Below are 23,006 nucleotides of genomic sequence, written 5' to 3' on the forward strand. Positions count from 1 at the left end.
CTAGCATCGCCTCCAAACGAGGAGGAATGCGATGGCGTACGCCAAGGTCAAATACGCGCTTGAGGGCGCGGTTGCTGTCATCACGCTGAACGACCCGAGCACGCTCAATGCGGCTGCGGTCGACATGGTGCTCGAACTTGCTGACGCGACGAAGCGCGCCGCGGGCGAAGCGCGCGCCGTCGTGTTGACTGGCGAAGGCCGAGGCTTTTCGTCGGGCGCGAAACTTGGCGGCGATCGGCCCCCGCTCGGCGAGGACGGCAAGGTCGATCTCGGGAAAGCGCTTGAGGAGGCGTACAATCCGTTCATGTCGCAGCTGCGCGACCTGCCAATTCCGCTGGTGACGGCGGTGAATGGCGCAGCGGCTGGCGTTGGCTGCTCAATCGCGTTGATGGGCGACATGATCCTCGCCGGCGAGAGCGCGTACTTCCTGCAGGCGTTCCGCCGCATCGGCCTCGTGCCGGATGGCGGCGCGACCTATCAATTGCCGCGCATGATTGGCCGTGCGCGGGCCATGGAAATGATGCTGCTTGGCGAAAAATTGCCCGCCGCCAAGGCGCTGGAATGGGGTCTGATCAATCGCGTGGTCGCCGACGCGGATTTGATGCCTGCGGCGCTGAAGCTCGCCTCGGAATTGGCGGATGGGCCGACGAAGACACTCGGCATGATCCGCAAACTTGCCTGGCAATCGCTCGACAATAGCTGGGAAGAGCAATTGACGGCCGAGCGCTGGTCGCAGCGTGATGTCGGCCGTTACGGCGATTTCGCCGAAGGCGTCGCGGCGTTCCTTCAAAAGCGGCCGGCGAAATTCACCGGCAACTAGACCTTACGACTCTTCCTTGCTTTGGGTTTGGCCGTCGCCTTTGATCGGGCGACGGCCAATGCTTTTTCTGCCCAGCGCGAGGCGAGTTCAGGATCATCGAGTGCGGCCTCGGGCAGGCGCCAATAGCTCATCTCGACGCTTTCGCCGGCGCGCGGACCCTTGTTGGGCGTCCATACGAATGGACCACTGCCCTCTTCCGCGAGCGCGGCTTTCAGCGTGTCATCGGTCTTGATGTATATCGTCTCGTCGGCGAGCAGCGCGAACATGCGGCCATCGGCGTAAACACCGGCGCCGCCGAACATGCGCTTTATTTGGACTTGGCCCAGGCCCGCGAACAGCTCCCGCACGAATTCGTGGAAGCTGCTGCTCATCGGCGCTTAGGCCTCTTCCTTGGCCGGCACGATGGTGACGCTCTCTCCGCAGCCGCAAGCGTCCGTTTGGTTCGGATTGCGGAAGACGAATTTTGAGGCGAGGCGCGTGGTCTCGTAATCGATTTCGGAGCCGAGCAAGAAGAGCACGGCGTCGGCCTTCACCAGAATACGCACGCCCTTGTCCTCGACCAATTCGTCGAATTGCTCGGGCGCTTCGGCGTAGTCGAGTTTGTATTCCATGCCGGCGCAACCGCCATTGACGACGCCCACGCGCAGATAGGGCTTATCGCCTTTGGCGATGATCTCCTGCACGCGCGCGGCGGCCGCGTCGGTCAGGGTGACGATCTTGGGGCGAGGTCTGCGGCTCATGGGATCACAACATGTTCAGTTCGAGTTTGGCTTCATCGCTCATGCGCGCGGGCGTCCACGGCGGATCGAAGACCAGGTTCACGCGCGCCGATGTCACGCCCGCGACCTTGCGCGCCGCCGACTCCACCCAGCCCGGCATTTCGCCAGCCACGGGACAACCCGGCGCCGTCAGCGTCATCTCGATATCGACATGCCCTTCATCATTGATGTCGACTTTGTAGATCAGGCCGAGTTCGTAGATGTCGACCGGAATCTCCGGGTCGAACACGGTCTTGAACTGCGCCACCAGATCGTCGGTGATGCGGTCCAATTCCGCCTGTGGCAGCGCCGTGGTCGGAGGTGAAGTAACGCCGTCCATCATCCTAACCCAGAAGCTTGCGCGCTTTGTGCAGCGCTTCGATTAACGCATCGACTTCCTCAAGCCGATTGTAGCATGCAAAACTCGCCCTTGCGGTGGCGGTGACGCCGAGACGCGCCATGAGCGGCTGCGCGCAATGGTGGCCGGCGCGCACCGCGACGCCCTGACGGTCGAGGATCTGCGCCACATCATGTGGGTGCGCGCCCTCGACGGAAAAAGCCACGATGGCGCCTTTGTCAGCCGCAGCGCCATGCAATTTCACCCAATTAAGTTCCCGCAGGCCTGCCATGGCGCGGTCACGGAGCGCTGCTTCGTGGGCTTCGATGGCGGCGCGGTCTTGCGCCTCCCACCATTCGATCGCGGCGTGCAAGCCGATGGCTTCAAGGATCGGCGGTGTGCCGGCTTCGAAGCGATGCGGCGGCTCGTTGTAGGTGACGCGGCCTTGCTCGACGATGTCGATCATCTCGCCGCCGCCTTCAAACGGCGGCAAAGCTTCCAGGCGTTCCGTCTTGCCGTAAAGCGCACCGATACCGGTGGGGCCATAAAGCTTGTGGCCGGTGAAGGCGTAGAAATCGACGTCGAGCGCTTGCACGTCGACGCGGCCGTGCACGACCGCCTGGCAGCCATCGAGCAGCACCGGCACGCCCTTGGCGTGCGCGATACGCACAATGTCAGCCGCTGGCGTTTTGGCGCCCAACACGTTCGACATATGCGTGATCGCGACCATCTTGGTGCGCGGGCCGATCAGCGCCTCGAGCGCGGCCAGGTCGATACCGCCGTCATCGTCGATGTCGAGCCATTTGAGCACAGCGCCTTTGCGCTCGCGCAGGAAATGCCACGGCACGATGTTGGCGTGGTGCTCCATCACCGAGACGACGATTTCGTCACCCGGCTGAATGTCGAGGCCGGCGGCGACGATGTTGATCGCTTGCGTGCCACTTTTGGTGAAGACGATGTTCTCGGGGCTAGGTGCGTTGAGCAGTCGCGCGATCGCGGCGCGTGAGGCCTCGAACGCTTCCGTGGTCTCGTTGGCGAGCGCGTGCAGACCGCGATGCACGTTCGCGTAAGAGCCACGCATGGCTGCGGCCATGGCTTCAATCACCGCCTCTGGCTTTTGTGCACTGGCGGCGCTGTCGAGATAGACGAGCGGGCGGCCGTTTACTTCACGACCGAGGATTGGGAATTCGGCGCGGATGGCGTTGACGTCGAACGGGCGCTTGATCAGAGGCGCGTTCATGCGGCGCCTCCGGCGAGCCAGGCGCGGATGCGATCTACCAATTCGTTGTGCAATTCTTCCGGCAGACCGCTCGGGATCGCCTCCACCAGGAAACTCTCAATCAGCAGCGCGCGCGCTTCCGCTTCCGGCACGCCGCGAGAGCGCATGTAGAAGAGCGCGCGCTCGTCCAAACCGCCCGCCGTGTTGCCGTGTGCACATTGCACGTCGTCGGCGTGGATCATGAGTTCGGGCTTGGCGAAAATTTCCGCGCCCTCTTCCAGCAGCATGCCGTGATGATACTGGCGGGCATCCGTCTTCTGCGCGCCCTTGGCGACGACGATCTTGCCCTGAAACACGCCACGTCCGCCCTTGCGAGCGACGCCCTTGATGAGTTGGCGCGTTTCGCAACTAGCGACGTAGTGATTGATCACCGAAGTCAGATCGGCGTGGCGACCGACACCCGTCATATAGACGCCGTTCAGCTCGACATGCGCGCCCTCGCCTTCGACATCGACGTGCGTCTCAATCCGCGCAAGCTTGGCGCCATCGGCTAGAATAAACTGACGGAACTTCGCCCCCGCACCCAAGCGCACGTGCGCTTCACTGAGTTGTATGATGTCTGCCGCTTCATATTGGGTTGAACTGTCCTGAATAAGAACACGGGTCAGCGTGGCATGATCTTCAACGAAGATATCTGTCGCGGACGCCGAGAGCTTCAGCCCAGTCCGAGTGTTCTGGTCCACCCAAGAGTGAAGGCGCTCGAATATGAGACCGCTGGTGCCGACTGGCGCGGTAATACGAGTGACGCGCCCGGAATCCGCAGGCACATTTGACGTCCAGACGTCACCATCTTCGCCGACTTCAAATTTTCGCGTCGTTTCGCCCGTCGCCAGCGCTTTCGCCAAGGCGCGGATCGGGGGCACCCCTGGTTCTGACGGAAACGAGGCAATGCGCTCCTCTCTACCCGCAAGAGCAGCGCGCAAGTCAGAATAACGCCACGCCTCGTCGCGACGATTAGGGAGGACGTTCGCGCTCACGCCGCCGCCTTCAAATATTTGTCGTAGCCTTCGCGCTCCAACGTCAGCGCAAGCTCAGGCCCGCCGCTATCGACGATGCGGCCGCGTGCGAGCACGTGGACGCGATCGGGCTTGATGTAATCGAGCAAGCGCTGATAGTGCGTGATCACGAGCAAGCCGCGATCGGGTGCGCGCAGCGCGTTCACGTTTTCCGAGACAATACGCAGCGCGTCGATATCGAGGCCGGAATCGGTTTCGTCGAGAATGGCGAAGCGCGGTTGCAGCACGGCCATTTGCAGCGCCTCGAAGCGCTTCTTCTCGCCGCCCGAGAAGCCGACATTCAGCGGCCGCTTCAGCATCTCTTGGTCGATCTTTAGCGCTTCAGCCTTGCTGCGCATCAGCTTCAACAGCTCCGGCGCCGGCATGGGATCGAGACCCTTGGCTTTGCGCTGCGCATTGAGCGCGGCTTTCAGGAACGCGATTACGGAAAGGCCAGGGATTTCGACGGGGTATTGGAACGAGAGAAAGAGCCCCGCCGCCGCGCGCTCTTCCGGCTCCAGCGCCAGCAGGTCAACACCGTCCAGCGAAGCACTACCGCTCTTCACCTCATAGCCGTCGCGGCCGGAGAGCGCGTACGCCAGCGTGGATTTACCGGCGCCGTTCGGGCCCATAATGGCGTGCGTTTCGCCCGCCGGGACGCGAAGCGTCAGTCCCTTGATGATCTCGGCGCCGCCGACCTCGACGTGCAGATCCTTCACTTCAAACACGCGTCTTCTCTCTTCTATAATCTTCGACTGTCCGAACGCGGTCCGCGTTCGCTTGCGATACGAGGATGAACCAACCGCCGCCAACGATGGCGAGCACGGCGAAGATCGCCGCGCCGTGGAACATTTCGTCGCGCATCGCGAAGTAGCCCCAAACGCCTGCGCCCAGCAGCATCACACCGACAAAGATGAGGCTGCACACCCACCCCTTCCAGTGCACAGGCGCCAAACCTGAGCGGGCATTACCGAGTGGAAACCGCCGCGCGAACCAATATTCTCGGGTTTCGGTCTTGCTCATGGCGCAAACACCTGAGCGGCAGGTTCCGCGCAGAACTTGGCCTCGGCTTGCTCGGTCGTCAGCCCGACGCGATCGATGCCGGGTGCGTCCAACAACGAGCACGTCGAGCGGATTTGGCCGCCGGCGAGCTCTTCACCTTCGACATTGACACTGGCCAACATGTGCAGGCCCTCAGCATCAAGCTGATAGAAAGCGACGTTCCACATTGCCGCGCCGCCCCGGGCAGGCACGGCGACAAACCCGTCGGCAGTGTTGGCGATTTCGACACCGCTGATCTCGCCCACACGGCGGTAGGCGCCGGCATCGCCGCTGAACACCCAGACGCCGCTCGCCGTATTCACATTGCCGCGCTCGCGCGCGATCAGGATGTCGCCGCGGCCGTCACCGTCGACGTCCTGCACGCTGGGGGGCAGATATTCGGAGACGTCGCTCTCCAGCATCGTCTGGAGAACATCGCCATTTTCATTCAACACATCGACTGAAACCGCCCCGCCCGTCGCACCCTCGGCGACGGGCGAATAGCGTACGCGCAATGTCTCGTCATTGGCGATCAGCGTGCAGCTGCGCTCCAGGTACTCGCCAGTGAAGTCCAGCTCTGCGCACGTCGGCGTCGCCTCAATCGGCGCGCTCTGCGCGCAGGCGGCCAGCGCCAGCGTGAGGATGAGCGCGCGCATCATTCGCACAGCTCCTTGCTCCATTGGTTCGCGTGGGCGCCGCGGCGGCACATCCAGCGGCGATAGGCATTGGTCGGAAACCAGCCTTCCGGCTCGCGGCGAAACTCGACGCGCACGTGGCCCGCGGCAACGGAATCGTCAGGAATGTTGTCGCGCACGATATCGGCGAAGGCGATGTCACCATCTTCGCGGACGGTGAGGCTGACCGAGGCTTCACCTTCAAGCGCTTCGCCCGAGATTAGGTCGTGAATCGAATCCATAATCGTCGGCGCGCCAAAGACACCCACTTCACTTGGCTCGATGGCGACGAAATCTTCCGGCGGCGCGGCGACGAGCAGCGGATCGACCGGTTCGAGCTCTACGGAATGGTCGGCAGCCTCTTCCTCATCAGAAAGCGGCGCGCTTGAGCCGCTTTCGTAGCCCGTCTCTTCCTGCGCCGGCTGACCGCAGGAGACCAGAGCGAGCACGCATAGCGCCAAAGCCAAGTCACGCACCCGCATCAGCCCACGCTCCCCTCAAGACTAACTTCCAATAGTTTCTGCGCTTCGACCGCGAATTCCATCGGCAGCTTTTGCAGCACGTCGCGGACAAACCCATTCACGAGAAGCGCGACGGCCTCCTCCTCGGGAATACCACGCGCGCGGAGGTAGAAGAGCTGATCGTCGGAAAGCTTCGTGGTCGTCGCCTCATGCTCAAACTGCGCGTCTGGTGTTCGCGTTTCGACGTAAGGCACAGTGTGCGCAGCGCACTGGTCGCCGATCAGCAGCGAGTCGCATTGCGTGAAATTGCGCGCGCCCTTGGCTTTGGCGTGCGCCGACACGAGCCCGCGATAAGCGTTGGACGAGCGGCCGGCGCTGATGCCCTTGGAAATGATGCGCGAGCGCGTGTTCTTGCCCAGGTGCACCATCTTCGTGCCGGTGTCGGCTTGCTGGCGGCCATTGGTGACGGCGATCGAGTAGAATTCGCCGACGCTGTCGTCGCCGCGCAGAATGCAACTGGGATACTTCCAGGTGATGGCGGAGCCGGTCTCGACCTGTGTCCAGCTGATCTTCGAGCGCGGGCCACGGCAATCACCGCGCTTAGTCACGAAATTGTAGATGCCGCCTTTGCCGTCAGAATCGCCTGGCCACCAATTTTGCACGGTGGAATATTTGATCTCGGCGTCATCGAGCGCGACGAGCTCGACGACGGCGGCGTGCAGCTGATTTTCATCGCGCATCGGCGCAGTGCAGCCTTCGAGGTACGAGACGTAGGCGCCCTTGTCGGCGATGATGAGCGTGCGCTCGAATTGGCCGGTGCCTTCCGCGTTCATACGGAAATAGGTGGAGAGCTCCATCGGGCAGCGCACGCCCGGCGGCACATAGACGAACGACCCGTCCGAGAAGACCGCACTATTCAGCGTGGCGAAGAAATTGTCGGATGTCGGCACGACAGAACCGAGGTATTTCTTCACCAGTTCCGGATGCTCGCGCACGGCTTCGCTCATCGGGCAGAAGATGACGCCGGCCTTGGCGAGTTCATCCTTAAACGTGGTGACAACGGAGACGCTGTCGAACACCGCGTCAACGGCCACGCGCGGCGCGCCTTCAACGCCCAGGAGCACCTCGGCTTCCCTCAGCGGGATGCCAAGCTTTTTGTAGGTCTCCAGAATCTCGGGATCGATGTCGTCCAAACTTTTGTACTTCGCGCCAGTCTTCGGCGCCGCGTAATAGCGCGCGGCTTGGTAGTCGATCGGCGGATAATGCACGAGCGCCCAGGTCGGCTCTTCCATCGTTTGCCAACGCTGGAAGGCTTCGAGCCGCCATTGCAGCATCCAGTCCGGCTCTGTTTTCTTGGCCGAGATGTAGCGGACGATCTCTTCGTTGAGACCGGGCGGCGCCAGTTCTTGTTCAAGCTCGGTGACGAAACCGTGCTTGTATTTCTCGGATTCGAGCGCGCGCGCGGCTTCGACCGTGCCCTTGTCAATGCTTTCCTTCACAGCACTCATCACGCCGCTCCCTTGAGCGCGCGGCGTGCGGCGATCTTGTTCAGCGCGTGCAGCGCTTCGTCCACGTCGGTTTGCTTTGACTCATGGCCGAAGCTGACGCGCAGCGCGGCTTTGGCGAGGTCGGGCGCTACACCCATCGCCGCGAGCACGCGGCTGGAACGTACCTTTCCGGAGGAACATGCAGCGCCTGAGCTGATGGCCACGCCTTCGAGATCCATCGCGATGACGACGGTTTCCGCGGTAAGGCCGGGCAAAGCGAAGTTCGACGTGTTCGGCAGCCGCGGCGCGTTCTTTCCAAACACGATCGCGTCGCTCGGCAGGCCCGCTTCGAAGCGATCGCGCATGGCGGCAAGACGCGGCGCTTCCGCCGTGCGTTCACGCTCCGCCCACTCGAGCGCGACGCCAAAGCCTACAAGCGCGGCGCTGTTTTCCGTACCTGGGCGGCGCCCACGTTCTTGCCCGCCGCCGAAGCGCGTGGTCGCGAACGGCGCCCCGGGCGCGAGAACAAGGGCGCCGGCGCCGCCGGGGCCGCCGAGCTTGTGGCTGGAGATGACGAGATAAGTCGCGTCGAGATCAGCGATGCTGACGGGGACGCGGCCAAGTCCTTGCGCCGCGTCCACGAGCAACAGCGCGCCATGCTCACGTGCGAGCGCCGCTATTTTGGAGAGCGGCTGGATCACGCCGGTCTCATTGTTGGCGAGTTGGACTGCGAGGAGCGCTGGCTTCGGCGCGTCGGCCAAGAGGCTCGCCAAAACTTCCAGATTGATCAACCCGTTTGCATCGACCGGCGCCACGCGTTGCGTGTGCAGCGCGCGCGTTGCGTGCTCGAACACGGCGTCATGCTCGACCGCGGAGACAATGAGGGAGGCTGCGCCCGCGCTTGCCAGCGCCAGATGCAGCGCGTCCGTGGCGCCCGACGTGAACACGACGTTCTCCGCGCGCGCGTCAACCGCGTTCGCAATCTTCTCGCGCGCATCCTCCACCATGGCCTTTGCCCGGCGGCCGAAGCTGTGCACGGACGAGGGATTGCCGCCGAGCGCCAGCGCACGCGACATTGCGACAGCCGCCTCGGCCCTTACCGGCGCGCCAGCGTTGTAATCGCAATAGATCGGCGTCTTCGTCATCGTCCTATTCCGCGGCCACGCGTGCGACGCCGTCGAAGCGTTGCTCCAACACATCCGCCAGCGTGACGGACGCCAGGAATATCTGGATGCGCGAGCCCATCTCGGCCCATAGCCCGTGGGCGATGCAGCGGCCCTGCCGGCCCAGGCAGCTTTTGGTCGAAGCTTCATCGCAGCGCGTGGCTTTGATCGGTTCATTCACCGCCTCGATGATGGCGGCCACTGTTGTCTCGTTGGCGGCCTTGGCGAGCCGATAACCGCCGCCTGGACCGCGCACCCCCGACACCAAGCCGGCTTTGCGCATGCGGGCGAACAATTGCTCGAGATAGGAGAGCGAAATCTCCTGGCGGCGCGCCACTTCTTGCAGCGGCACAGCGCGATCCGATCCGCCGTGGAGCGCCAGATCGGCCATTGCCATGACCGCGTACCGACCTTTTGAGGTTAAACGCATAGCAATCCCTTCCCGCGCCCTCGCACGTCCCCAAATTCATGTGCTAGAAGGCGCCCCCTTGCGGGGTCGGGCCCAAGATTTGGTTCCGGGTCCTTTTCCTAGTGAATAGCTAGGATACCTGAGTATTTTGGTCAAGAATTTGCCGCTGGTCCCGCTGGGATCTGCAGGCTGGGGTCGTGAATGCCAGAAGTGATTTTTCCGGGCGCCGCGGGGCGCGTTGAAGGCCGCTATCAGGAGCCCCCGAAAGAAGGCGCGCCGATCGCGCTCATTCTTCACGGCCATCCGCGCGCCGGCGGCTCAATGCAGGACCGGGTCAGCGTCCAACTCTACAAACTGTTCGCCGACAAGGGCTTCGGCGTCCTTCGGTTCAATTTCCGCGGCATCGGCCGGTCGCAAGGCGTGTTCGACAACGGCATGGGCGAACTCTCCGATGCGGCCTCGGCGCTCGACTATCTGCAGAGCATGAACCCCAATGCCGAACAATGTTGGGTGGGCGGCTATTCGTTCGGGGCCTGGATCGGACTGCAATTGCTGATGCGCCGCCCTGAGATCGACGGCTTCATTGCAGTGGCCCCGCCCGCCAACCACTACGACCTGTCGTTCCTCGCGCCCTGCCCGGCTTCCGGCGTCATGATCTATGGCACGCGCGACAGCGTCACCACCGCGCCCGACATGGAGCGAGTGATCAGCCGGATCCGGACGCAAAAGAACATCAAGGTCGACGCCGCCGTCATCGAAGGCGCTGACCACTTCTTCCGCGGTCGCGAGCCGGGGCAAGATCATTTGGCCGACGTCGAGAGACACGCGCGCGAATACCTGGAACGCCGCTTGGCGGGGCCGCCACGGCCCCCAAGCTCCAAGCGATAAAACAAAAAGCGCGGGCCCCACGGACCCGCGCTTTTCATTTTGGCATTGGGCGACGCGTTACTCCGAGCGCAAGAATGCCGGACGCGGCCCAGTGGAGAAGCCCTCAGGACCAGCCTGGTCGCCGCCCGCGTCGCGCGGTTCACGCGGCTGACGTTCACGCCGCGGCCGTTCGCTGCGCTCTTGACGTTCCGCGCGCTCGGGGCGCTCCGCGCCCTCGCTGCGCTCAAACCGCGCGTCGCTCCCCTCTTCGCGCGGCTCACGCGGCTCGCGCGGTTCTCGGGCCTCCCGCTGGTCGCCGCCTTCGCCGCCTTCCGGACGGAAACGGTTGCGGCGGCCGCGATTGCGGCCACGACGGAAATCCCCATCACCACGATCGCCGCGATCGAATTGCTGCTGGCGTTCGCCCTGCGGGAAATCGACGTCAGGCTGTTCGCCGCCAGTCTCAGCTGCGTGAGCCTCACTCTCGCCGCCTTCGCCGTCGGCGCCGCCTTCTTCATCGCCTTCGTAATCGTTATCGAAGCGCTCGCTGTTCACTTGCTGCACCGGCATTGCGGGCTGCATTTGGCGCACCAGCCGGAAATAGTGATCGGCGTGCTGCATGTAGTTCTCGCTCAGCACACGGTCGCCCGACGACGCCGCGTCGCGCGCAAGCTGGAGATAGCGCTCCAAGATCACGGAGGCGTTGCCCCGCACCTTGCCGCCCTCGGGGCCGTTGCTTTCCATCGACCGGTTGGGATGAAAATTGCCACCGCCGCCGCCGTGGTGATGACCGCCGCCGGGTTTACGACCGCGGCCTCGCTGACGCTTCATTGAATATGCACCATCGTTTGTGGTCCGTTGTTGTTGCTCTCGGCGCCGGCCTTGTGAGCCTTGCGCCATGCGCGCTCGTGTCTCTTCGCTGTTCGCCAAGCTCTTGGGTACTTCACCCGGCGATCGCGCCGCGTCCTGTTTCCTGACCTCTTGCTGAGGAAGCCGCGGCGGCCTTAGGCGCACCTGCTTAGAATTGCCGCCCGTTCAGCCCCCTGAACCCCGCCGGCGAGCGATTCCGAGATTGAACGTAATGCCTGATCCGGAACGTTCCAAGGGCTTTTTCAGTGTCTGCCTCTCATGCCGCACGCCTGCCCGCTACAACGCGTGGAATGCCGGCCAGGTCCATACGAGGTGTGGTCGTGGTTAAGCCCTGCGCTTCCGCCAGCGCCTGGACGGCCTCCGCCTGCCCTCGGCCCACCTCGAAGGCGAACGCCGCACCCGGGGCAAGGAGACGCGGCAACTCGGCCATAATGCGCCGATAGGGCTCCAGGCCATCCGGACCGCCGTCCAACGCCAGGCGCGGCTCCCATTTGGCGACCTCGGGGTCAAGGCCGGCAATGTCGCCGCTCGGGATATAGGGCGGATTCGACAGAATGAGATCGAAGGGGCCTTCGATCCCCTCAGCCCAATCACCCAATTGCAGCGTGGCGCGATCGCTGAGTCCGTGGCGGGCGGCATTCGCGCGAGCGACGGCCAGCGCCGCTTCGCTGGCGTCGACGCCCACACCCGTGGAGTGCGGACGCTCGGCCAGCACAGAAAGCAAGATCGCACCGGAGCCGACGCCAAGATCGAGTACGCGCGCCGGCCACCCCTTTGGCAGGGTCTCCATCGCAACTTCGACGAGCAGCTCTGTTTCAGGGCGCGGCGAAAGCACGTCGGCGTTGACCGCGAAGTCCATCGTCCAAAATCCCTTGCGACCGAGGATATGGCCAATCGGCTCGCGCGCCTCGCGACGACGCAACAACGCTTCCACAGCGGCGACCTGGTCAGCGCTCACAGGACGGCGCGGATCCGTTACGATATCGACACGGCCCACGCCCGCACCCGCCTCCAGCAAGAGACGCGCGTCGATCACTGGCGAGTCGACGCCTGCCGCTTCGAGGCGGCGGCGTGCAGCTGTCCACAGAGAGACAAGGGTCTCGCTCATTCTTCGCCCTCAAGCGCCGCGAGCCTTTGCGCCTGGTCTTCCGCGGCGAGCGCGTCGAGAATCGGATCGAGCGCGCCTTCGATCACTTCGGGCAGATTGTAGACCGTGAGGTTGATGCGGTGGTCTGTCACCCGACCCTGTGGGAAATTGTATGTGCGGATGCGTTCGGAGCGATCGCCCGAGCCAATCTGGCCTTTGCGCTCGGCGGCGCGTGCGGCGTCGCGCATCTCGCGTTCGCGGTCATAGAGCTTGGTCTTCAGCATCATCATCGCTTGCGCACGATTCTGGTGTTGGGACTTGAGCTGGCTGATGACAACGATGCCCGTCGGCAGGTGGGTGATGCGCACTGCGGAATCCGTCTTGTTCACGTGCTGACCCCCGGCGCCGGACGCGCGCATCGTGTCGATGCGGATGTCTTTGTCCTCGACAACGATATCGACATCTCCTTCCGGCTGCGGCAGCACCGCTACGGTGGCGGCGGAGGTATGAATACGACCGCCGGCTTCGGTTTCGGGCACCCGTTGCACGCGATGCACGCCGCTTTCGAAGCGTAAGCGCCCGAACACGCCTTTGCCGGTGACGCTCGCCACGACCTCTTTGACGCCGCCTATGCCGGTATCGGAGATGTCTTCGATCTCAAAACGCCATCCGCGCCGGCTGGCGTAGCGCTGATACATGCGCAGCAAATCGCCGGCGAACAGCGCCGCTTCTTCACCGCCAGTGCCAGCGCGAATCTCAAGAATGGCCGAGGCGCTTTCGTCCTTGTCCTTTGGCGCGAGCAACAGAAGCGCGGCGCGCTCAAGCTCCGGCAGCGCCTCACGGGCGGCGTAGAGTTCTTCCGCCGCCACCGCGGCCAGTTCGCCGCCGTCCTTGGCCATCTCTTCAAGATCGACGAGTTCTTGCCGCTTCGCTCTTACCGCAGCGACCGCCTCGACAAGCGGCTTCAATTCGGCGTGTTCTTGGCCAAGCTTCACGATCTCGGCGCCATCCGTCGCCGCACCGAGGCGCGCCTCGATACGCTCGAAGCGATCGACCGCCTGCGCAAGGCGGCGTTCCAAACGCGCGTAATCAGACATTGAACTAGGCTACATCACGTCGGTGAAAATCTCGGCGTGCACGGCCGTAATTTGTGGTTCCGCGAAGGCGATCTCGGTCGTCGACTGCCGCTGATACGGTACGATCACCTCAACCGCGCTGCCGTTGGCCGCCTCGATGTGAAAGCAAAGTGCGGCGGCGTCATCGCTGCGAGCCCGGCCGTCGAACACAAGACCAGCGGCGATCAAGCCGTTGTCTTCCTCATCCTTGCGGAAGCCCGCGATCAGGCCAGAAATGTGGTCTGCCGGCGCGGACTTCTCGATCGGCAAATCGACATTGGTATGGATTTGTTCGCCGGTCTTGCGGATGCCCGCGCCAAACGGCGCGAACGAGCCGCCCGCTTGCAGCGCGCGGTGAGCGGTATCGAACAAATATTCGTACGTGTCCTGCAGGTGGCGCTGCAGCATCGCTCAATCCTTCGCCGGCGCTTTGGCCCGCATCGTCTTGGCCCGATCTTCGACCAAGCCAACGATATGGTCGATCATTTCGTCATTGTCGACCTTGTGGTCCGGCTTGCCGGCGACATAGACCATGCCGGCGCCTTTGCCGCCCCCGGTGAAGCCAAGATCGGTCATCAGCGCCTCGCCCGGCCCGTTTACCACGCAGCCGATAATGGAGAGCGTGATCGGCTCGGCGATATGCGCCAGGCGGGCTTCGAGTTCGTCCACCGTCTTGATGACGTTGAAACCCTGCCGCGCACATGAGGGGCACGCGATGATGGTGACGCCGCGCTGACGTAGGCCCATCGATTTGAGCAGATCGTGGCCGACTTTGATCTCTTCGACCGGGTCGGCGGCAAGCGAGACGCGGATCGTATCGCCAATGCCAGCCCACAGCAGCGAGCCCATCGCGATCGAAGACTTTACTGTGCCGCTGCGCAGCGCGCCTGCTTCGGTCACGCCCAAGTGCAGTGGTGCGTCCGTGGCGTCGGCCAATGCTTGGTACGCGGCGACGGTGAGGAACACGTCCGACGCTTTCACGCTGATCTTGTATTCGCGAAAATCGTGCTCTTCGAGCAAAGCCGCGTGATAGAGCGCGCTCTCGACCATCGCCTCGGGGCACGGCTCGCCGTACTTTTCCAGCAGATGCGGTTCGAGCGAACCGGCGTTGACCCCAATCCGGATCGAACAGCCGTGATCCTTGGCCGCTTGCACCACGTCCTTCACGCGCTGGGCGTTGCCGATATTGCCCGGATTGATGCGCAGGCAGGCGGCGCCAGCGGCGGCGGCCTCGATGCCGCGGCGATAGTGGAAATGGATGTCCGCCACCAACGGCACTTTGGCCGCGCGCGCGATCTTGGCGAAGGCGGCCGTTGAATCTTCGTCCGGACACGAGACGCGCACGATATCGGCGCCCGCCTCTTCGAGTTGGCGGATTTGATTGATCGTCGCCGCCGCGTCCGAGGTCGGCGTGTTGGTCATGGATTGGACCGCAATCGGGGCGTCGCCGCCGATCTCAACGCTGCCCACGCGGATTTTGCGCGAGCGACGGCGCTCAATCCGCCGCCAGGGGCGGATGTGGTGCAGGTCGCCGGCCGCGCCGTCCATGGAGCTAATCCTTTCGGGTCGGAGATAGCGCGCCCGGCGGCCGTCTAACAGTCCCGCCGACTGCGGCTTTAGCTGCGCGGCGCTGCTAATTGGGCCTGCGCCAGCGGCTGAATTTCGTCGATCGAGCGGCCAAGCACAGGCATACCAGCGGATCCCAGAAGGCCCGCCGAGGCCCCATTTACGTAAAGCTCGAACGCGCCCCCATCGCGGGCATGGAGCGTCCAACCCGGGCTTGCGTCGGGACGATACACATCACCGGGCTGCAGCGTTCGGGACAGAAACACGGTTCCATCGGGCCCCCGCGCTTCCAGCCAAGCTTCCGAGATCGCCCGGATTTCCACTACCCGGACCGCGGTGGCGCTCGTCGAAGCGGGCATTCCAACAACAGCAGGCGCACTCACAGCCGGCGCCTCGGCCGCCTGATCCCGCTGGCCCTGATCCAGCGCACGCCAAGTCACCAAAACAATGGCGACGACGACCAAGCCCGCCGCCCACTTCCAAGGGCGCTCCCGGCGCGGCTTCGAGGTGGGGGTGCGAACCTGTTTCTGGACGTCTTCACGGGTAAGCGCGGATTCGTCCTGGAATTGGTCAATGATAGCCTTTTCGTCGATTCCGAGCTCCCGGGCGTACGAACGCAAAAATGCCAGAGCATAGGCTTTGCCCGGCAGCAATTTGACGTTCATGTCTTCAAGAGCTTCGAGGAATTCACGCCGGATGCGGATTCGGTCAGCGACCTCGTCCAGCGTCCACCCACGTTGGCGTCGCGCCTCCGAGAGTTTCCGACCCGCACGCCACGCAGGGTCAAGCTTCGGCGCAGGTCCGACCGGCGCCTGACGCTGCGCGCGACCTTCGACTGTTTCGGTCGCGGATTGCGGATCGGTGGGCGTGGGTTGCAGCATTAGGTCGTCGGCCCCTCCTCAGAGACCATACGTCGTAGGAGGCAAATTTTGAGCCACAGTTAAAGCTAATCGCGAATCGTACGCGGCTCAACGGCGGAAAGCGCCAGATCACAGCGCCCAGGCGCGCGCCGCCGCAATAGATGTGAGTTCAGCGCGCACCGAGGGCAGGTCCGAGTGCAGCAAGGGCGACAATGCGTCCGCCGCCTCGCCCGCGTTCAGCGAAAGCACCAAGCGTTTCACCGGTCCAACGCCTGAAGCCGGCATCGATAAGCGCCTATAGCCTAACGCGGTAAACGCCAGAGCCTCAAGCGGCCGTCCCGCCGCTTCGCCGCAGATCGAGATTTGCAGGTTTGCTGCATCTGCGTCCTCGCGAATTTGCTTCAGCAGACGCAGCGCCGGCGGGCTGAGAATATCGTACCGATCCGACACCCGCGCATTACCGCGATCGGCCGCGAAGAAATATTGCATCAGATCGTTGGTGCCGACGGATAGGAAATCCGCACGCCCTTTGAGCGCCGGAATGCTCCATGCAAGCGCCGGCGCCTCCACCATGACGCCGACTTCGACAACCGCCGGAAGCTCGCGCCCGTGCTTGCGCGCCCAATCGAGCTCACGATCCACCAGCGCGCGGGCTGCGTCGAATTCGCTGATAAGCGTGACCAGCGGAAACATCACGCGCAGACGGCGACCGGCGGCGGCGCTGATCAACGCGCGGAGCTGATAGCGGAGCAACGCCGGCCGATCGAGGCCGATCCGAACCGCACGCCAGCCCAGCGCCGGGTTCTCCTCGCGTTCGGCGGTGACGTAAGGCAAGACCTTGTCGCCGCCGAGATCAAGCGTACGGAAGGTCACTGGTCGTTGATCGGCGGTCTCCAAAACGTCGCGATAGAGCAAGGTTTGACTTTCGAGCCGCGGCAGCGTCTCCGAGACCATGAACTGAAACTCGGTGCGGAAAAGGCCGATACCTTCGGCGCCGACTTCGTCGAGGTGGTGGACGTCGAGTGCGAGGCCGGCATTGAGCAGCAGCGTCATCTGCGCGCCATCTTGGGTGATGGCGGGCGTGTCCTTGATGCGGGCGAATTCAGCAGCGCGGGCGGTTCGGAACTGGATGCGCTCCTGGTAGGCGGACACCACCGCCTCTTCCGGGCGCAGGCGCACCTCGCCACGCTCACCATCGAGAATGATGGCGTCGCCCGCTTCGACACGAGAGAGCAAGCCAGGCAGGAGGCCAACCATGGGAATGCCAAGCGCGCGAGCGACGATGGCCGCGTGGGCCGTCGCCCCGCCCTCTTCCAAGGCGAGACCCTTTAGACGCTCCGCGCCGTAATCCAGCAATTCAGCGGGGCCGAGTTCGCGCGCGACCAGCACGGCGTCTGCTGGCATATCCTGTTTAGCCGCGCCATCGACCCCGGCCAGCGCACGGAGCAGCCGATTGTCGAGGTCCTCTAAATCGTGCAGCCGCTCGCGCAGGTAAGGATCGCGGGTGGCGTTGAACTTGGCGCGGTGCTCGCCCCGGACACGTTCGACAGCGGCGTCCGCCGAAAGACCAGCACGAACGCCGTGCTTCAGCTTCGTCTCCCAGCTCGGATCATTCGCGAGCATGAGAAACATCTCCAATACCTCGCGGGAGACGCCAGAGATACGGCCAGGATCGCCATCCAGCATGTCCTGAAGCGTAGTGCGGACCTGGCTCAGCGCATCGTTCAGACGCTGCTCTTCCTTTACGGGATCGTCGGCAATAACGCGACCAAGGGGCGCGTGCGGCTCGTGCAAGACCACGGTGCCGATAGCCAAGCCGTCGGAAAACGCCCGGCCATGCAGCAGTTCAGGACGACTGGCGCGAGCCTCCACGTCAGCCAGGCCCGAAAGATCGCCGAAAGCGCCGGAGGCGACCATTTCGGCCAGCACCATGGCGATGGTCTGCAGCGCTTCGACCTCGTCCTCGCCATAGATGCGCGAGGCGCGGTTCTGCACAACGAGTACGCCGAACGTGCGCTCGGAACGCACGATCGGCACGCCTAGGAAGGCGTTATAAGGATCTTCGCCGGTTTCGGGACGATAGGAGAAGCGTTCATGGTGCGGCGCGTCGGCAATGTTGAGCGGTTGTGCGGTCTCGGCCACCAAGCCGACGAGACCTTCACCGTGCTTCAGCCGGGTGCGGTGCACGGCTTCCGACTTCAGACCTTCAGTGGCGAATAGCTCGTGGACGGCGCCGCGCGTGAGATAGATCGAGCACACGTCCGCGACCATGGTCGATGCAATCATCGCCACGAGGCGGTCGAGGCGTTCTTGCGCCACACCGCCGGTCTCCATGATCTCCCGCAGCTTGCGCAGGAGAATCCGGGACCCGCCGACATTCGCCGGACCAGGCATCGCGATCCGCGTTTCCTCCGTTCTTCATGGCCGCCGCTTACGCAGCGTCCAACCCATAGGCCGTATGCAGGGCTCTTACCGCAAGCTCCGTGTAAGCCGCGTCGATCAACACGGAGATTTTGATCTCCGAAGTGGCGATGGCTTCGATATTGATACCCTTTTGCGCAAGTGCGGCGAACATCGTTTTCGCCACCCCCACCTGCGAGCGCATGCCGATGCCTATAACGGAGACTTTGGCCACATCGCGACGGATATGGATTTCGTCCACGCCAATTTTGCCCTTTATCGCCTCGATCGTTTCGGAGGCGCGACCAGCTTCGCGTTCCGGGCAGGTGAACAGGATGTTCTGACGGCCTGCCTGGCGGGCTTCGCTTTGCACGATCATGTCGACGTTAATGTTCGCGTTGGCGAGCGCGTCGAAAATTTCGGCGGCGACGCCGGGATGGTCTTCCACGCCCAGCAATGTGACCTTCGCCTCGTCGCGCGAATAGGCGACGCCGGAAACAACCTGCTTTTCCACGATCTCTTCCTCGGGACAAACCAACGTGCCGGGGTTCGGTTCGCCCGGCTCAACAAAACTCGACAGCACGCGCACCGGCACACGATGCGCGAAGGCCAATTCAACGGAGCGCGTCTGCAGCACCTTGGCGCCGAGCGAGGCCATCTCCAGCATTTCTTCGTAGGAGATTTTCTCCAGGCGCTGCGCCTTCGGCACGATGCGTGGGTCGGTGGTGTAAACACCATCAACGTCCGTATAGATGTCGCAACGCTCCGCTTTGAGCGCCGCCGCCACAGCCACCGCTGAGGTGTCCGAACCGCCGCGGCCGAGCGTGGTGATGCGCCCATCTTCGGTGACGCCTTGGAAGCCGGGAATTACAGCCACCACGCCCGCGTCGATCGAAGCGCCAAGCTCGCTCTCTTCGATCTCGGAGATTCGCGCCTTCGAATGCGCATCATCCGTGCGGAACGGGATCTGCCAATTCTGCCAGGAGCGCGCCGGGATGCCGATGCGGCGCAGGGCGAGTGCGAGCAAGCCGGTCGTCACCTGCTCTCCGGTGGAGACGATCACATCGTATTCGTCATTGAAATCCTTGGCCGGCAGGCCGCCGCCATTCGGTGTTTCGCCGGCCGCCGCGCGCGCGAGGCCGACCAAACGGTCAGTCTCCCCCGACATCGCCGACACCACCACGGCCAGCCCGCGCCCAGGTTTTCGTTCGGCTGCGACGATACGCGCAACACGCGCGATGCGCTCCACGTCGCCCACCGACGTGCCGCCAAACTTCATCACCAAACGAGACATACGCGCTTTGCCGGTTCGATTATTAGAGCCTCGCGACGCGGCCGGCGGCCGCTCGCCAGCCGGCCCTTAGCATGCTCCGCCGCGACGCGATACCGCTTGACCGCCGCATCCGCCGAGCCGATCTCAAGCCCATGTCATCCACCACCCTCGACCCTGCGGAAATCGCGAAGTTCGGCGCCTTGGCCGCGGAATGGTGGAATCCAAAAGGTCCGTTCGGGGCGCTGCATCGGCTCAATCCGGTGCGCCTCCAGTTCATCCGCGATACCGTCACGCGGCATTTTGGAACGAAGGGTATCAGGCCCCTCACCGGCCTTTCCGTGCTCGATCTCGGCTGTGGCGGCGGCTTGGTCTCAGCCCCACTCGCGCGCATGGGCGGCCGCGTCACGGGCGTGGATGCAGCACCCGAAGCGATCGGCGCAGCGCGCGCCTACGCGGAAGCCGCCGCGCTGGACATCGATTTTCAAAACACGAGCGCGGAAGCGCTGGTTAAATCCGGCGCGCAATTCGACATAGTCACGGCGCTGGAGATCGTTGAGCACGTCGCGGACGTGAATGCGTTCCTCGAGGCAGCCGAGGCGCTGGTGAAGCCAGGCGGCCTACTGATCCTGTCGACTATCAATCGCACCGCAAAAGCACGCGCGCTCGCGATAGTCGGCGCCGAACGCATTCTGCAATGGGCCCCGGAAGGCGCACACGAATACGATAAGCTGGTGAAGCCCGAAGAAATTCGGGCGGGCGCCTCCGGCATTCGCTGGGATGAGCCCGTTGGCATCACCTATCAGCCGCTCGGCGCGGGCTGGGCGCTCTCAAGCGATGTCGATGTCAATTACATGATGGCTGGCGCCAAGCCCTAGATGGAAAGCCCCGGACTTCAGCTCCGGGGCTTTGTCGTTTCAGCGATTACGCGTGGGGTTGTAACGATCGCGCAGCCGCGTCTGACGCGAGACGAGCGGCTGCTCCACGCCGTCGATGAACACCGCCGTTGGCGCCGACGTCACTTGTAGCGGGTCGCCGTCCCAGATCACGACGTCGGCCAAGTAGTTGCGCTCCAGACGACCCAGCTGACCGCCGACACCAAAAATCTCGGCCGGTGTGCGCGAGATGGCGGCAAAGGCTGCATTCCAAGGCAAACCATTGGCCACCGCGTTGCCCGCCAATTGCAGCGCAAGCCGCGCTTGATGCGCATCCACTGTGCCAGGCGCGGGCGCTATCGCGATGGTGACGCCCGCTGCGTGCAACAACGCGGCGTTGTCGAGACGCGCCGAAAGCCGCTCAAAGCGGTCCGGCAGATTCGACAATGGGTCGATAATCACCGGAATGCGCGCCGCCGCCAGCTCATCAGCCACTTGCCATGCTTCGGCGGCGCCATGGATGGCGAAGCGCAAGCTTGGGTTGGCGCGCTGGTAGCGAATGATCCGGCGGATGTCGGCGGCGCTTTCGGCATGAACGAGGAACAAGCCTTGGCCACGCGCAAACGGTTGCAGCGCCTGCGCGTCGATCTCGTTCAGCACCGCGCCACCCTGGCCGCTGCGATAGCGGCTTGGGTATTCACGCGCGTCGCGCAACGCGGCTTCGAAAGCTGGCCACACGGCGGCGCGCGAGCCGCCGACTCGGTTCGCGCCAGTCTCGCCGAGTTCGACGATCATGAACGCATTGCTGCGGAAAACGCTGTCCGGTTCGCCGCCGAGCGATACGAGCGCACCGCGACCGCCGAACATGCTGGAGGTCGACGATGGCGCAATGGCGGCGCGCGTGACGCCCTCAAGCCGGGTTACGGCAACAGCAGTGACCGTCGGATTGAAGGCCGCAGACGAATCCGCCGCGGCGGCGACGAGGTCGCTATCCATGTCTGCGTCGTTGGGCGCGCCTGACCCGGAAATTTCCGAGAGGCCCAACTCGCTCATCGCCGCAAACGCGCCAGGCGTGACGAATGCGCCGCGCGCTTCCACCACGCGGGCGCCGCGCGGCGCAGCGATGTTGGCGCCAACCGCACTAATGCGGCCATCCACGATCAGCACATCGCCATTTTCAATGATGCCGGCTGCGCCGTTGGTGACCACGCGGCCATCCCGGATCAGCACCGTCTCGGCCAAGGCCGGAGTTGCAATGGCGAAGGCCATCACAAGAGCGGACAACATTCTCATTGCGCGCGCTCCGTATAAGTCTGACCCAGTTCGAAATCCGAGGGTGGATCACGATCAGCGCCTCGCTCGTAGATCAAAGCGCCGTCCATATAAACGCGCTCGGCGACAGCATAGCTGGAGAGCGGATCACCCGACCACACAACCACGTCAGCGCGGCGCCCCGGCGTGAGCGTGCCGGTTTCCTCTTCGATGCCCAGCGCCCGCGCAGGGTTGCGCGAAAGCCAAGTCCAAGCCTCGGCGCGGGTGATGTCCAGGCCGGCGCGGTTGCCGTCCGCCATCGCCTTCGCGGCTTCCTGGTTCAAGCGTTGGATGCCAACTTCGCTATCGGAGTGCACGATGGCGCAAGCGCCGGCCTCGTGCACAAAGGGGATGTTCTCACGGATGCCGTCATAAGCTTCGATCTTGAAGCCCCACCAATCAGCCCACATCGCAGAGCAGATCCCCTCTTCGCGGAGCAGATCGGCGATCTTGTAGGACTCCACGGCGTGGTGGAACGCCGCGATTTCGAAGCCGAACTCGTGCGATATCTCGATCGCGTTGGCCATCTCGTCAGCCCGGTAGCAGTGCCATTGCAGGCGAATGTCGCCATTGAGCACGCCCGCCATCGTCTCCAATTCCAGGTCACGATCCGGCGGATCGCCTTCGCCATTCTCCGCGCGCTCCAGGCGACGTGCATAACGCTGCGCGTTCGCCCACGCTTGGCGATAAACAGCGACGTTACCCATGCCGGTGGCCGGAGAAGTATTGCGCCCGCCATAGACGCGCGCCGGGTTTTCACCGCACGCCATCTTCAACGATTGGGGCGCGCCAGGGAATTTCATCTCCTGCACGGTCACCGCTTCAAGCACCGGGCGCAACGTCACACCGCGCCCTCCGAAGAGATTGCCGGAGCCCGGCAGGATGTGCAGCGTGGTGATCCCGCCGGCGACTGCGCGCAAGAAGCCCGGGTCTTGTGGCCACACGGAATGTTCGGCCCACACCTCCGCGGTGTTGGGTTGAGTCATCTCGTTGCCATCAGACGTCGCGTTGATCGAAGGCGAAGGATAGACGCCCAAGTGCGAATGCGCGTCGATGATGCCTGGCGTCACGAAGCGGCCGGCGCCATCGATAATCGCTGCGCCTTCGGGCGCGGCGAGATTGGCGCCGACGGCGCTGATGCGTCCGTCCTGCATCAACACATCGGCATTGGCGAATTCACCGCCTTCGCCGTCGAATACCGTAGCTCCCCGAATGAGCGTCGGCACCGACGGCGCCGGACGATAGGTCGAGGCAAACGGCGTCGCCGTCTGGGTTTGAGTGTCTGACGCTGGTGTCGTCGCGCATGCCGCAAGGCCAAGGCCGGCGGCAAGCGCAATGAACGGATGTGCTCGCAACCGCAT

At 63.8% G+C, this 23,006-nt stretch carries 25 protein-coding genes; 3 read left to right on the forward strand and 22 right to left on the reverse strand.

Translation table 11 applies throughout. The features are described from left to right. The first annotated feature begins 31 nt into the window (after positions 1 to 31). Positions 32 to 820 (forward strand): enoyl-CoA hydratase/isomerase, encoded by a 789-nt coding sequence (locus tag VF769_RS15275; RefSeq protein WP_331009287.1) that lies wholly within the window; start codon positions 32 to 34, stop codon positions 818 to 820. On the opposite strand, the gene VF769_RS15280 is transcribed toward VF769_RS15275, so the two are convergent. The 12 genes from VF769_RS15280 to VF769_RS15335 all read right to left on the reverse strand — a co-directional run bounded on the left by VF769_RS15280 (position 817) and on the right by VF769_RS15335 (position 9,445). Then, entirely contained in the window at positions 817 to 1,191 is a 375-nt protein-coding gene (locus tag VF769_RS15280; RefSeq protein WP_331009288.1) for a TfoX/Sxy family protein, read from the reverse strand. The two genes, VF769_RS15275 and VF769_RS15280, sit on opposite strands and share 4 nt — an antisense overlap. A gap of 6 nt (positions 1,192 to 1,197) precedes the next feature. Next, the gene (locus VF769_RS15285; protein WP_331009289.1) at positions 1,198 to 1,560 is read right to left on the reverse strand and encodes an iron-sulfur cluster assembly accessory protein; all 363 of its coding nucleotides are present in this window, start codon (positions 1,558 to 1,560) and stop codon (positions 1,198 to 1,200) included. Positions 1,561 to 1,564: 4 nt separating this feature from the next. Beyond that, positions 1,565 to 1,918, reverse strand: a complete 354-nt coding sequence (locus VF769_RS15290) for an SUF system Fe-S cluster assembly protein (RefSeq protein ID WP_331009290.1) — start codon at positions 1,916 to 1,918, stop codon at positions 1,565 to 1,567. Positions 1,919 to 1,922: 4 nt separating this feature from the next. Further along, complete coding sequence (locus VF769_RS15295) at positions 1,923 to 3,155, reverse strand: cysteine desulfurase (RefSeq protein WP_331009291.1); 1,233 nt, start codon at positions 3,153 to 3,155, stop codon at positions 1,923 to 1,925. After that, complete coding sequence (locus tag VF769_RS15300) at positions 3,152 to 4,039, reverse strand: SufB/SufD family protein (protein WP_331009292.1); 888 nt, start codon at positions 4,037 to 4,039, stop codon at positions 3,152 to 3,154. The genes VF769_RS15295 and VF769_RS15300 overlap by 4 nt, the downstream gene beginning before the upstream one ends. A gap of 128 nt (positions 4,040 to 4,167) precedes the next feature. Continuing rightward, entirely contained in the window at positions 4,168 to 4,917 is a 750-nt protein-coding gene (sufC, locus tag VF769_RS15305; protein ID WP_331009293.1) for a Fe-S cluster assembly ATPase SufC, read from the reverse strand. Beyond that, entirely contained in the window at positions 4,910 to 5,212 is a 303-nt protein-coding gene (locus VF769_RS15310; RefSeq protein WP_331009294.1) for a hypothetical protein, read from the reverse strand. The genes sufC and VF769_RS15310 overlap by 8 nt, the downstream gene beginning before the upstream one ends. Then, the gene (locus tag VF769_RS15315; protein ID WP_331009295.1) at positions 5,209 to 5,889 is read right to left on the reverse strand and encodes a hypothetical protein; all 681 of its coding nucleotides are present in this window, start codon (positions 5,887 to 5,889) and stop codon (positions 5,209 to 5,211) included. The genes VF769_RS15310 and VF769_RS15315 overlap by 4 nt, the downstream gene beginning before the upstream one ends. After that, positions 5,886 to 6,386 carry a hypothetical protein gene (locus tag VF769_RS15320; RefSeq protein WP_331009296.1) on the reverse strand — a complete coding sequence of 167 codons (501 nt, stop codon included), beginning with the start codon at positions 6,384 to 6,386 and terminating at the stop codon, positions 5,886 to 5,888. Before VF769_RS15320 ends, VF769_RS15315 begins: the two co-directional genes overlap by 4 nt. Further along, on the reverse strand, positions 6,386 to 7,873 hold the full coding sequence (gene sufB, locus VF769_RS15325) for a Fe-S cluster assembly protein SufB (protein ID WP_331009297.1): 1,488 nt from the start codon (positions 7,871 to 7,873) through the stop codon (positions 6,386 to 6,388). The genes VF769_RS15320 and sufB overlap by 1 nt, the downstream gene beginning before the upstream one ends. Further along, positions 7,873 to 8,997, reverse strand: coding sequence for a cysteine desulfurase family protein (locus VF769_RS15330; RefSeq protein ID WP_331009298.1), 1,125 nt, complete (start codon positions 8,995 to 8,997; stop codon positions 7,873 to 7,875). Before VF769_RS15330 ends, sufB begins: the two co-directional genes overlap by 1 nt. Before the next feature lie 4 nt (positions 8,998 to 9,001). Next, positions 9,002 to 9,445, reverse strand: a complete 444-nt coding sequence (locus VF769_RS15335; protein ID WP_331009299.1) for an Rrf2 family transcriptional regulator — start codon at positions 9,443 to 9,445, stop codon at positions 9,002 to 9,004. A 180-nt stretch (positions 9,446 to 9,625) separates the two neighbouring features. Between VF769_RS15335 and VF769_RS15340 the strand changes: the two genes are divergently transcribed. Further along, positions 9,626 to 10,312, forward strand: coding sequence for an alpha/beta hydrolase (locus tag VF769_RS15340; RefSeq protein ID WP_331009300.1), 687 nt, complete (start codon positions 9,626 to 9,628; stop codon positions 10,310 to 10,312). 57 nt (positions 10,313 to 10,369) lie between these two features. Here the strand turns inward: VF769_RS15340 and VF769_RS15345 are convergent, their stop codons facing one another. The 8 genes from VF769_RS15345 to VF769_RS15380 form a co-directional block, all read right to left on the reverse strand. Beyond that, the gene (locus VF769_RS15345) at positions 10,370 to 11,122 is read right to left on the reverse strand and encodes a DUF4167 domain-containing protein (RefSeq protein ID WP_331009301.1); all 753 of its coding nucleotides are present in this window, start codon (positions 11,120 to 11,122) and stop codon (positions 10,370 to 10,372) included. 295 nt (positions 11,123 to 11,417) lie between these two features. Next, complete coding sequence (gene prmC, locus VF769_RS15350; protein ID WP_331009302.1) at positions 11,418 to 12,269, reverse strand: peptide chain release factor N(5)-glutamine methyltransferase; 852 nt, start codon at positions 12,267 to 12,269, stop codon at positions 11,418 to 11,420. Next, entirely contained in the window at positions 12,266 to 13,345 is a 1,080-nt protein-coding gene (gene prfA, locus VF769_RS15355) for a peptide chain release factor 1 (protein ID WP_331009303.1), read from the reverse strand. Before prfA ends, prmC begins: the two co-directional genes overlap by 4 nt. A gap of 9 nt (positions 13,346 to 13,354) precedes the next feature. After that, entirely contained in the window at positions 13,355 to 13,771 is a 417-nt protein-coding gene (locus VF769_RS15360; protein ID WP_331009304.1) for a hypothetical protein, read from the reverse strand. 3 nt (positions 13,772 to 13,774) lie between these two features. After that, complete coding sequence (gene ispG / locus VF769_RS15365) at positions 13,775 to 14,911, reverse strand: flavodoxin-dependent (E)-4-hydroxy-3-methylbut-2-enyl-diphosphate synthase (RefSeq protein ID WP_331009305.1); 1,137 nt, start codon at positions 14,909 to 14,911, stop codon at positions 13,775 to 13,777. A 68-nt stretch (positions 14,912 to 14,979) separates the two neighbouring features. Beyond that, the gene (locus VF769_RS15370) at positions 14,980 to 15,810 is read right to left on the reverse strand and encodes a helix-turn-helix domain-containing protein (RefSeq protein WP_331009306.1); all 831 of its coding nucleotides are present in this window, start codon (positions 15,808 to 15,810) and stop codon (positions 14,980 to 14,982) included. A 108-nt stretch (positions 15,811 to 15,918) separates the two neighbouring features. Next, on the reverse strand, positions 15,919 to 18,183 hold the full coding sequence (gene ptsP, locus VF769_RS15375; RefSeq protein ID WP_331009307.1) for a phosphoenolpyruvate--protein phosphotransferase: 2,265 nt from the start codon (positions 18,181 to 18,183) through the stop codon (positions 15,919 to 15,921). A 37-nt stretch (positions 18,184 to 18,220) separates the two neighbouring features. Further along, the gene (locus VF769_RS15380) at positions 18,221 to 19,483 is read right to left on the reverse strand and encodes an aspartate kinase (protein ID WP_331009308.1); all 1,263 of its coding nucleotides are present in this window, start codon (positions 19,481 to 19,483) and stop codon (positions 18,221 to 18,223) included. Positions 19,484 to 19,614: 131 nt separating this feature from the next. On the opposite strand from VF769_RS15380, the gene ubiG reads away from it, so the two are divergent. Beyond that, positions 19,615 to 20,337: a bifunctional 2-polyprenyl-6-hydroxyphenol methylase/3-demethylubiquinol 3-O-methyltransferase UbiG gene (gene ubiG / locus VF769_RS15385; protein WP_331009309.1), complete on the forward strand. Its 723-nt coding sequence runs from the start codon at positions 19,615 to 19,617 to the stop codon at positions 20,335 to 20,337. A 39-nt stretch (positions 20,338 to 20,376) separates the two neighbouring features. Here the strand turns inward: ubiG and VF769_RS15390 are convergent, their stop codons facing one another. Together VF769_RS15390 and VF769_RS15395 are read right to left on the reverse strand one after the other, a co-directional pair. After that, positions 20,377 to 21,627: an amidohydrolase family protein gene (locus tag VF769_RS15390; protein ID WP_331009310.1), complete on the reverse strand. Its 1,251-nt coding sequence runs from the start codon at positions 21,625 to 21,627 to the stop codon at positions 20,377 to 20,379. Further along, positions 21,624 to 23,006: an amidohydrolase gene (locus VF769_RS15395; RefSeq protein ID WP_331009311.1), complete on the reverse strand. Its 1,383-nt coding sequence runs from the start codon at positions 23,004 to 23,006 to the stop codon at positions 21,624 to 21,626. The genes VF769_RS15390 and VF769_RS15395 overlap by 4 nt, the downstream gene beginning before the upstream one ends.

It is taken from the genome of Vitreimonas sp. (assembly GCF_036392335.1).
Lineage (GTDB): Bacteria > Pseudomonadota > Alphaproteobacteria > Caulobacterales > Aquidulcibacteraceae > Vitreimonas.

Coding starts and splice junctions, on each gene's coding strand:
- VF769_RS15275 (WP_331009287.1), top strand. CDS start 32: ATGGCGTACGCCAAGGTCAAATACGCGCTTGAGGGCGCGGTTGCTGTC.
- VF769_RS15280 (WP_331009288.1), bottom strand. CDS start 1,191: ATGAGCAGCAGCTTCCACGAATTCGTGCGGGAGCTGTTCGCGGGCCTG.
- VF769_RS15285 (WP_331009289.1), bottom strand. CDS start 1,560: ATGAGCCGCAGACCTCGCCCCAAGATCGTCACCCTGACCGACGCGGCC.
- VF769_RS15290 (WP_331009290.1), bottom strand. CDS start 1,918: ATGGACGGCGTTACTTCACCTCCGACCACGGCGCTGCCACAGGCGGAA.
- VF769_RS15295 (WP_331009291.1), bottom strand. CDS start 3,155: ATGAACGCGCCTCTGATCAAGCGCCCGTTCGACGTCAACGCCATCCGC.
- VF769_RS15310 (WP_331009294.1), bottom strand. CDS start 5,212: ATGAGCAAGACCGAAACCCGAGAATATTGGTTCGCGCGGCGGTTTCCA.
- VF769_RS15315 (WP_331009295.1), bottom strand. CDS start 5,889: ATGATGCGCGCGCTCATCCTCACGCTGGCGCTGGCCGCCTGCGCGCAG.
- VF769_RS15320 (WP_331009296.1), bottom strand. CDS start 6,386: ATGCGGGTGCGTGACTTGGCTTTGGCGCTATGCGTGCTCGCTCTGGTC.
- sufB (WP_331009297.1), bottom strand. CDS start 7,873: ATGAGTGCTGTGAAGGAAAGCATTGACAAGGGCACGGTCGAAGCCGCG.
- VF769_RS15330 (WP_331009298.1), bottom strand. CDS start 8,997: ATGACGAAGACGCCGATCTATTGCGATTACAACGCTGGCGCGCCGGTA.
- VF769_RS15335 (WP_331009299.1), bottom strand. CDS start 9,445: ATGCGTTTAACCTCAAAAGGTCGGTACGCGGTCATGGCAATGGCCGAT.
- VF769_RS15340 (WP_331009300.1), top strand. CDS start 9,626: ATGCCAGAAGTGATTTTTCCGGGCGCCGCGGGGCGCGTTGAAGGCCGC.
- VF769_RS15345 (WP_331009301.1), bottom strand. CDS start 11,122: ATGAAGCGTCAGCGAGGCCGCGGTCGTAAACCCGGCGGCGGTCATCAC.
- prmC (WP_331009302.1), bottom strand. CDS start 12,269: ATGAGCGAGACCCTTGTCTCTCTGTGGACAGCTGCACGCCGCCGCCTC.
- prfA (WP_331009303.1), bottom strand. CDS start 13,345: ATGTCTGATTACGCGCGTTTGGAACGCCGCCTTGCGCAGGCGGTCGAT.
- VF769_RS15360 (WP_331009304.1), bottom strand. CDS start 13,771: ATGCTGCAGCGCCACCTGCAGGACACGTACGAATATTTGTTCGATACC.
- ispG (WP_331009305.1), bottom strand. CDS start 14,911: ATGGACGGCGCGGCCGGCGACCTGCACCACATCCGCCCCTGGCGGCGG.
- VF769_RS15370 (WP_331009306.1), bottom strand. CDS start 15,810: ATGCTGCAACCCACGCCCACCGATCCGCAATCCGCGACCGAAACAGTC.
- ptsP (WP_331009307.1), bottom strand. CDS start 18,183: ATGCCTGGTCCGGCGAATGTCGGCGGGTCCCGGATTCTCCTGCGCAAG.
- VF769_RS15380 (WP_331009308.1), bottom strand. CDS start 19,483: ATGTCTCGTTTGGTGATGAAGTTTGGCGGCACGTCGGTGGGCGACGTG.
- ubiG (WP_331009309.1), top strand. CDS start 19,615: ATGTCATCCACCACCCTCGACCCTGCGGAAATCGCGAAGTTCGGCGCC.
- VF769_RS15390 (WP_331009310.1), bottom strand. CDS start 21,627: ATGAGAATGTTGTCCGCTCTTGTGATGGCCTTCGCCATTGCAACTCCG.
- VF769_RS15395 (WP_331009311.1), bottom strand. CDS start 23,006: ATGCGGTTGCGAGCACATCCGTTCATTGCGCTTGCCGCCGGCCTTGGC.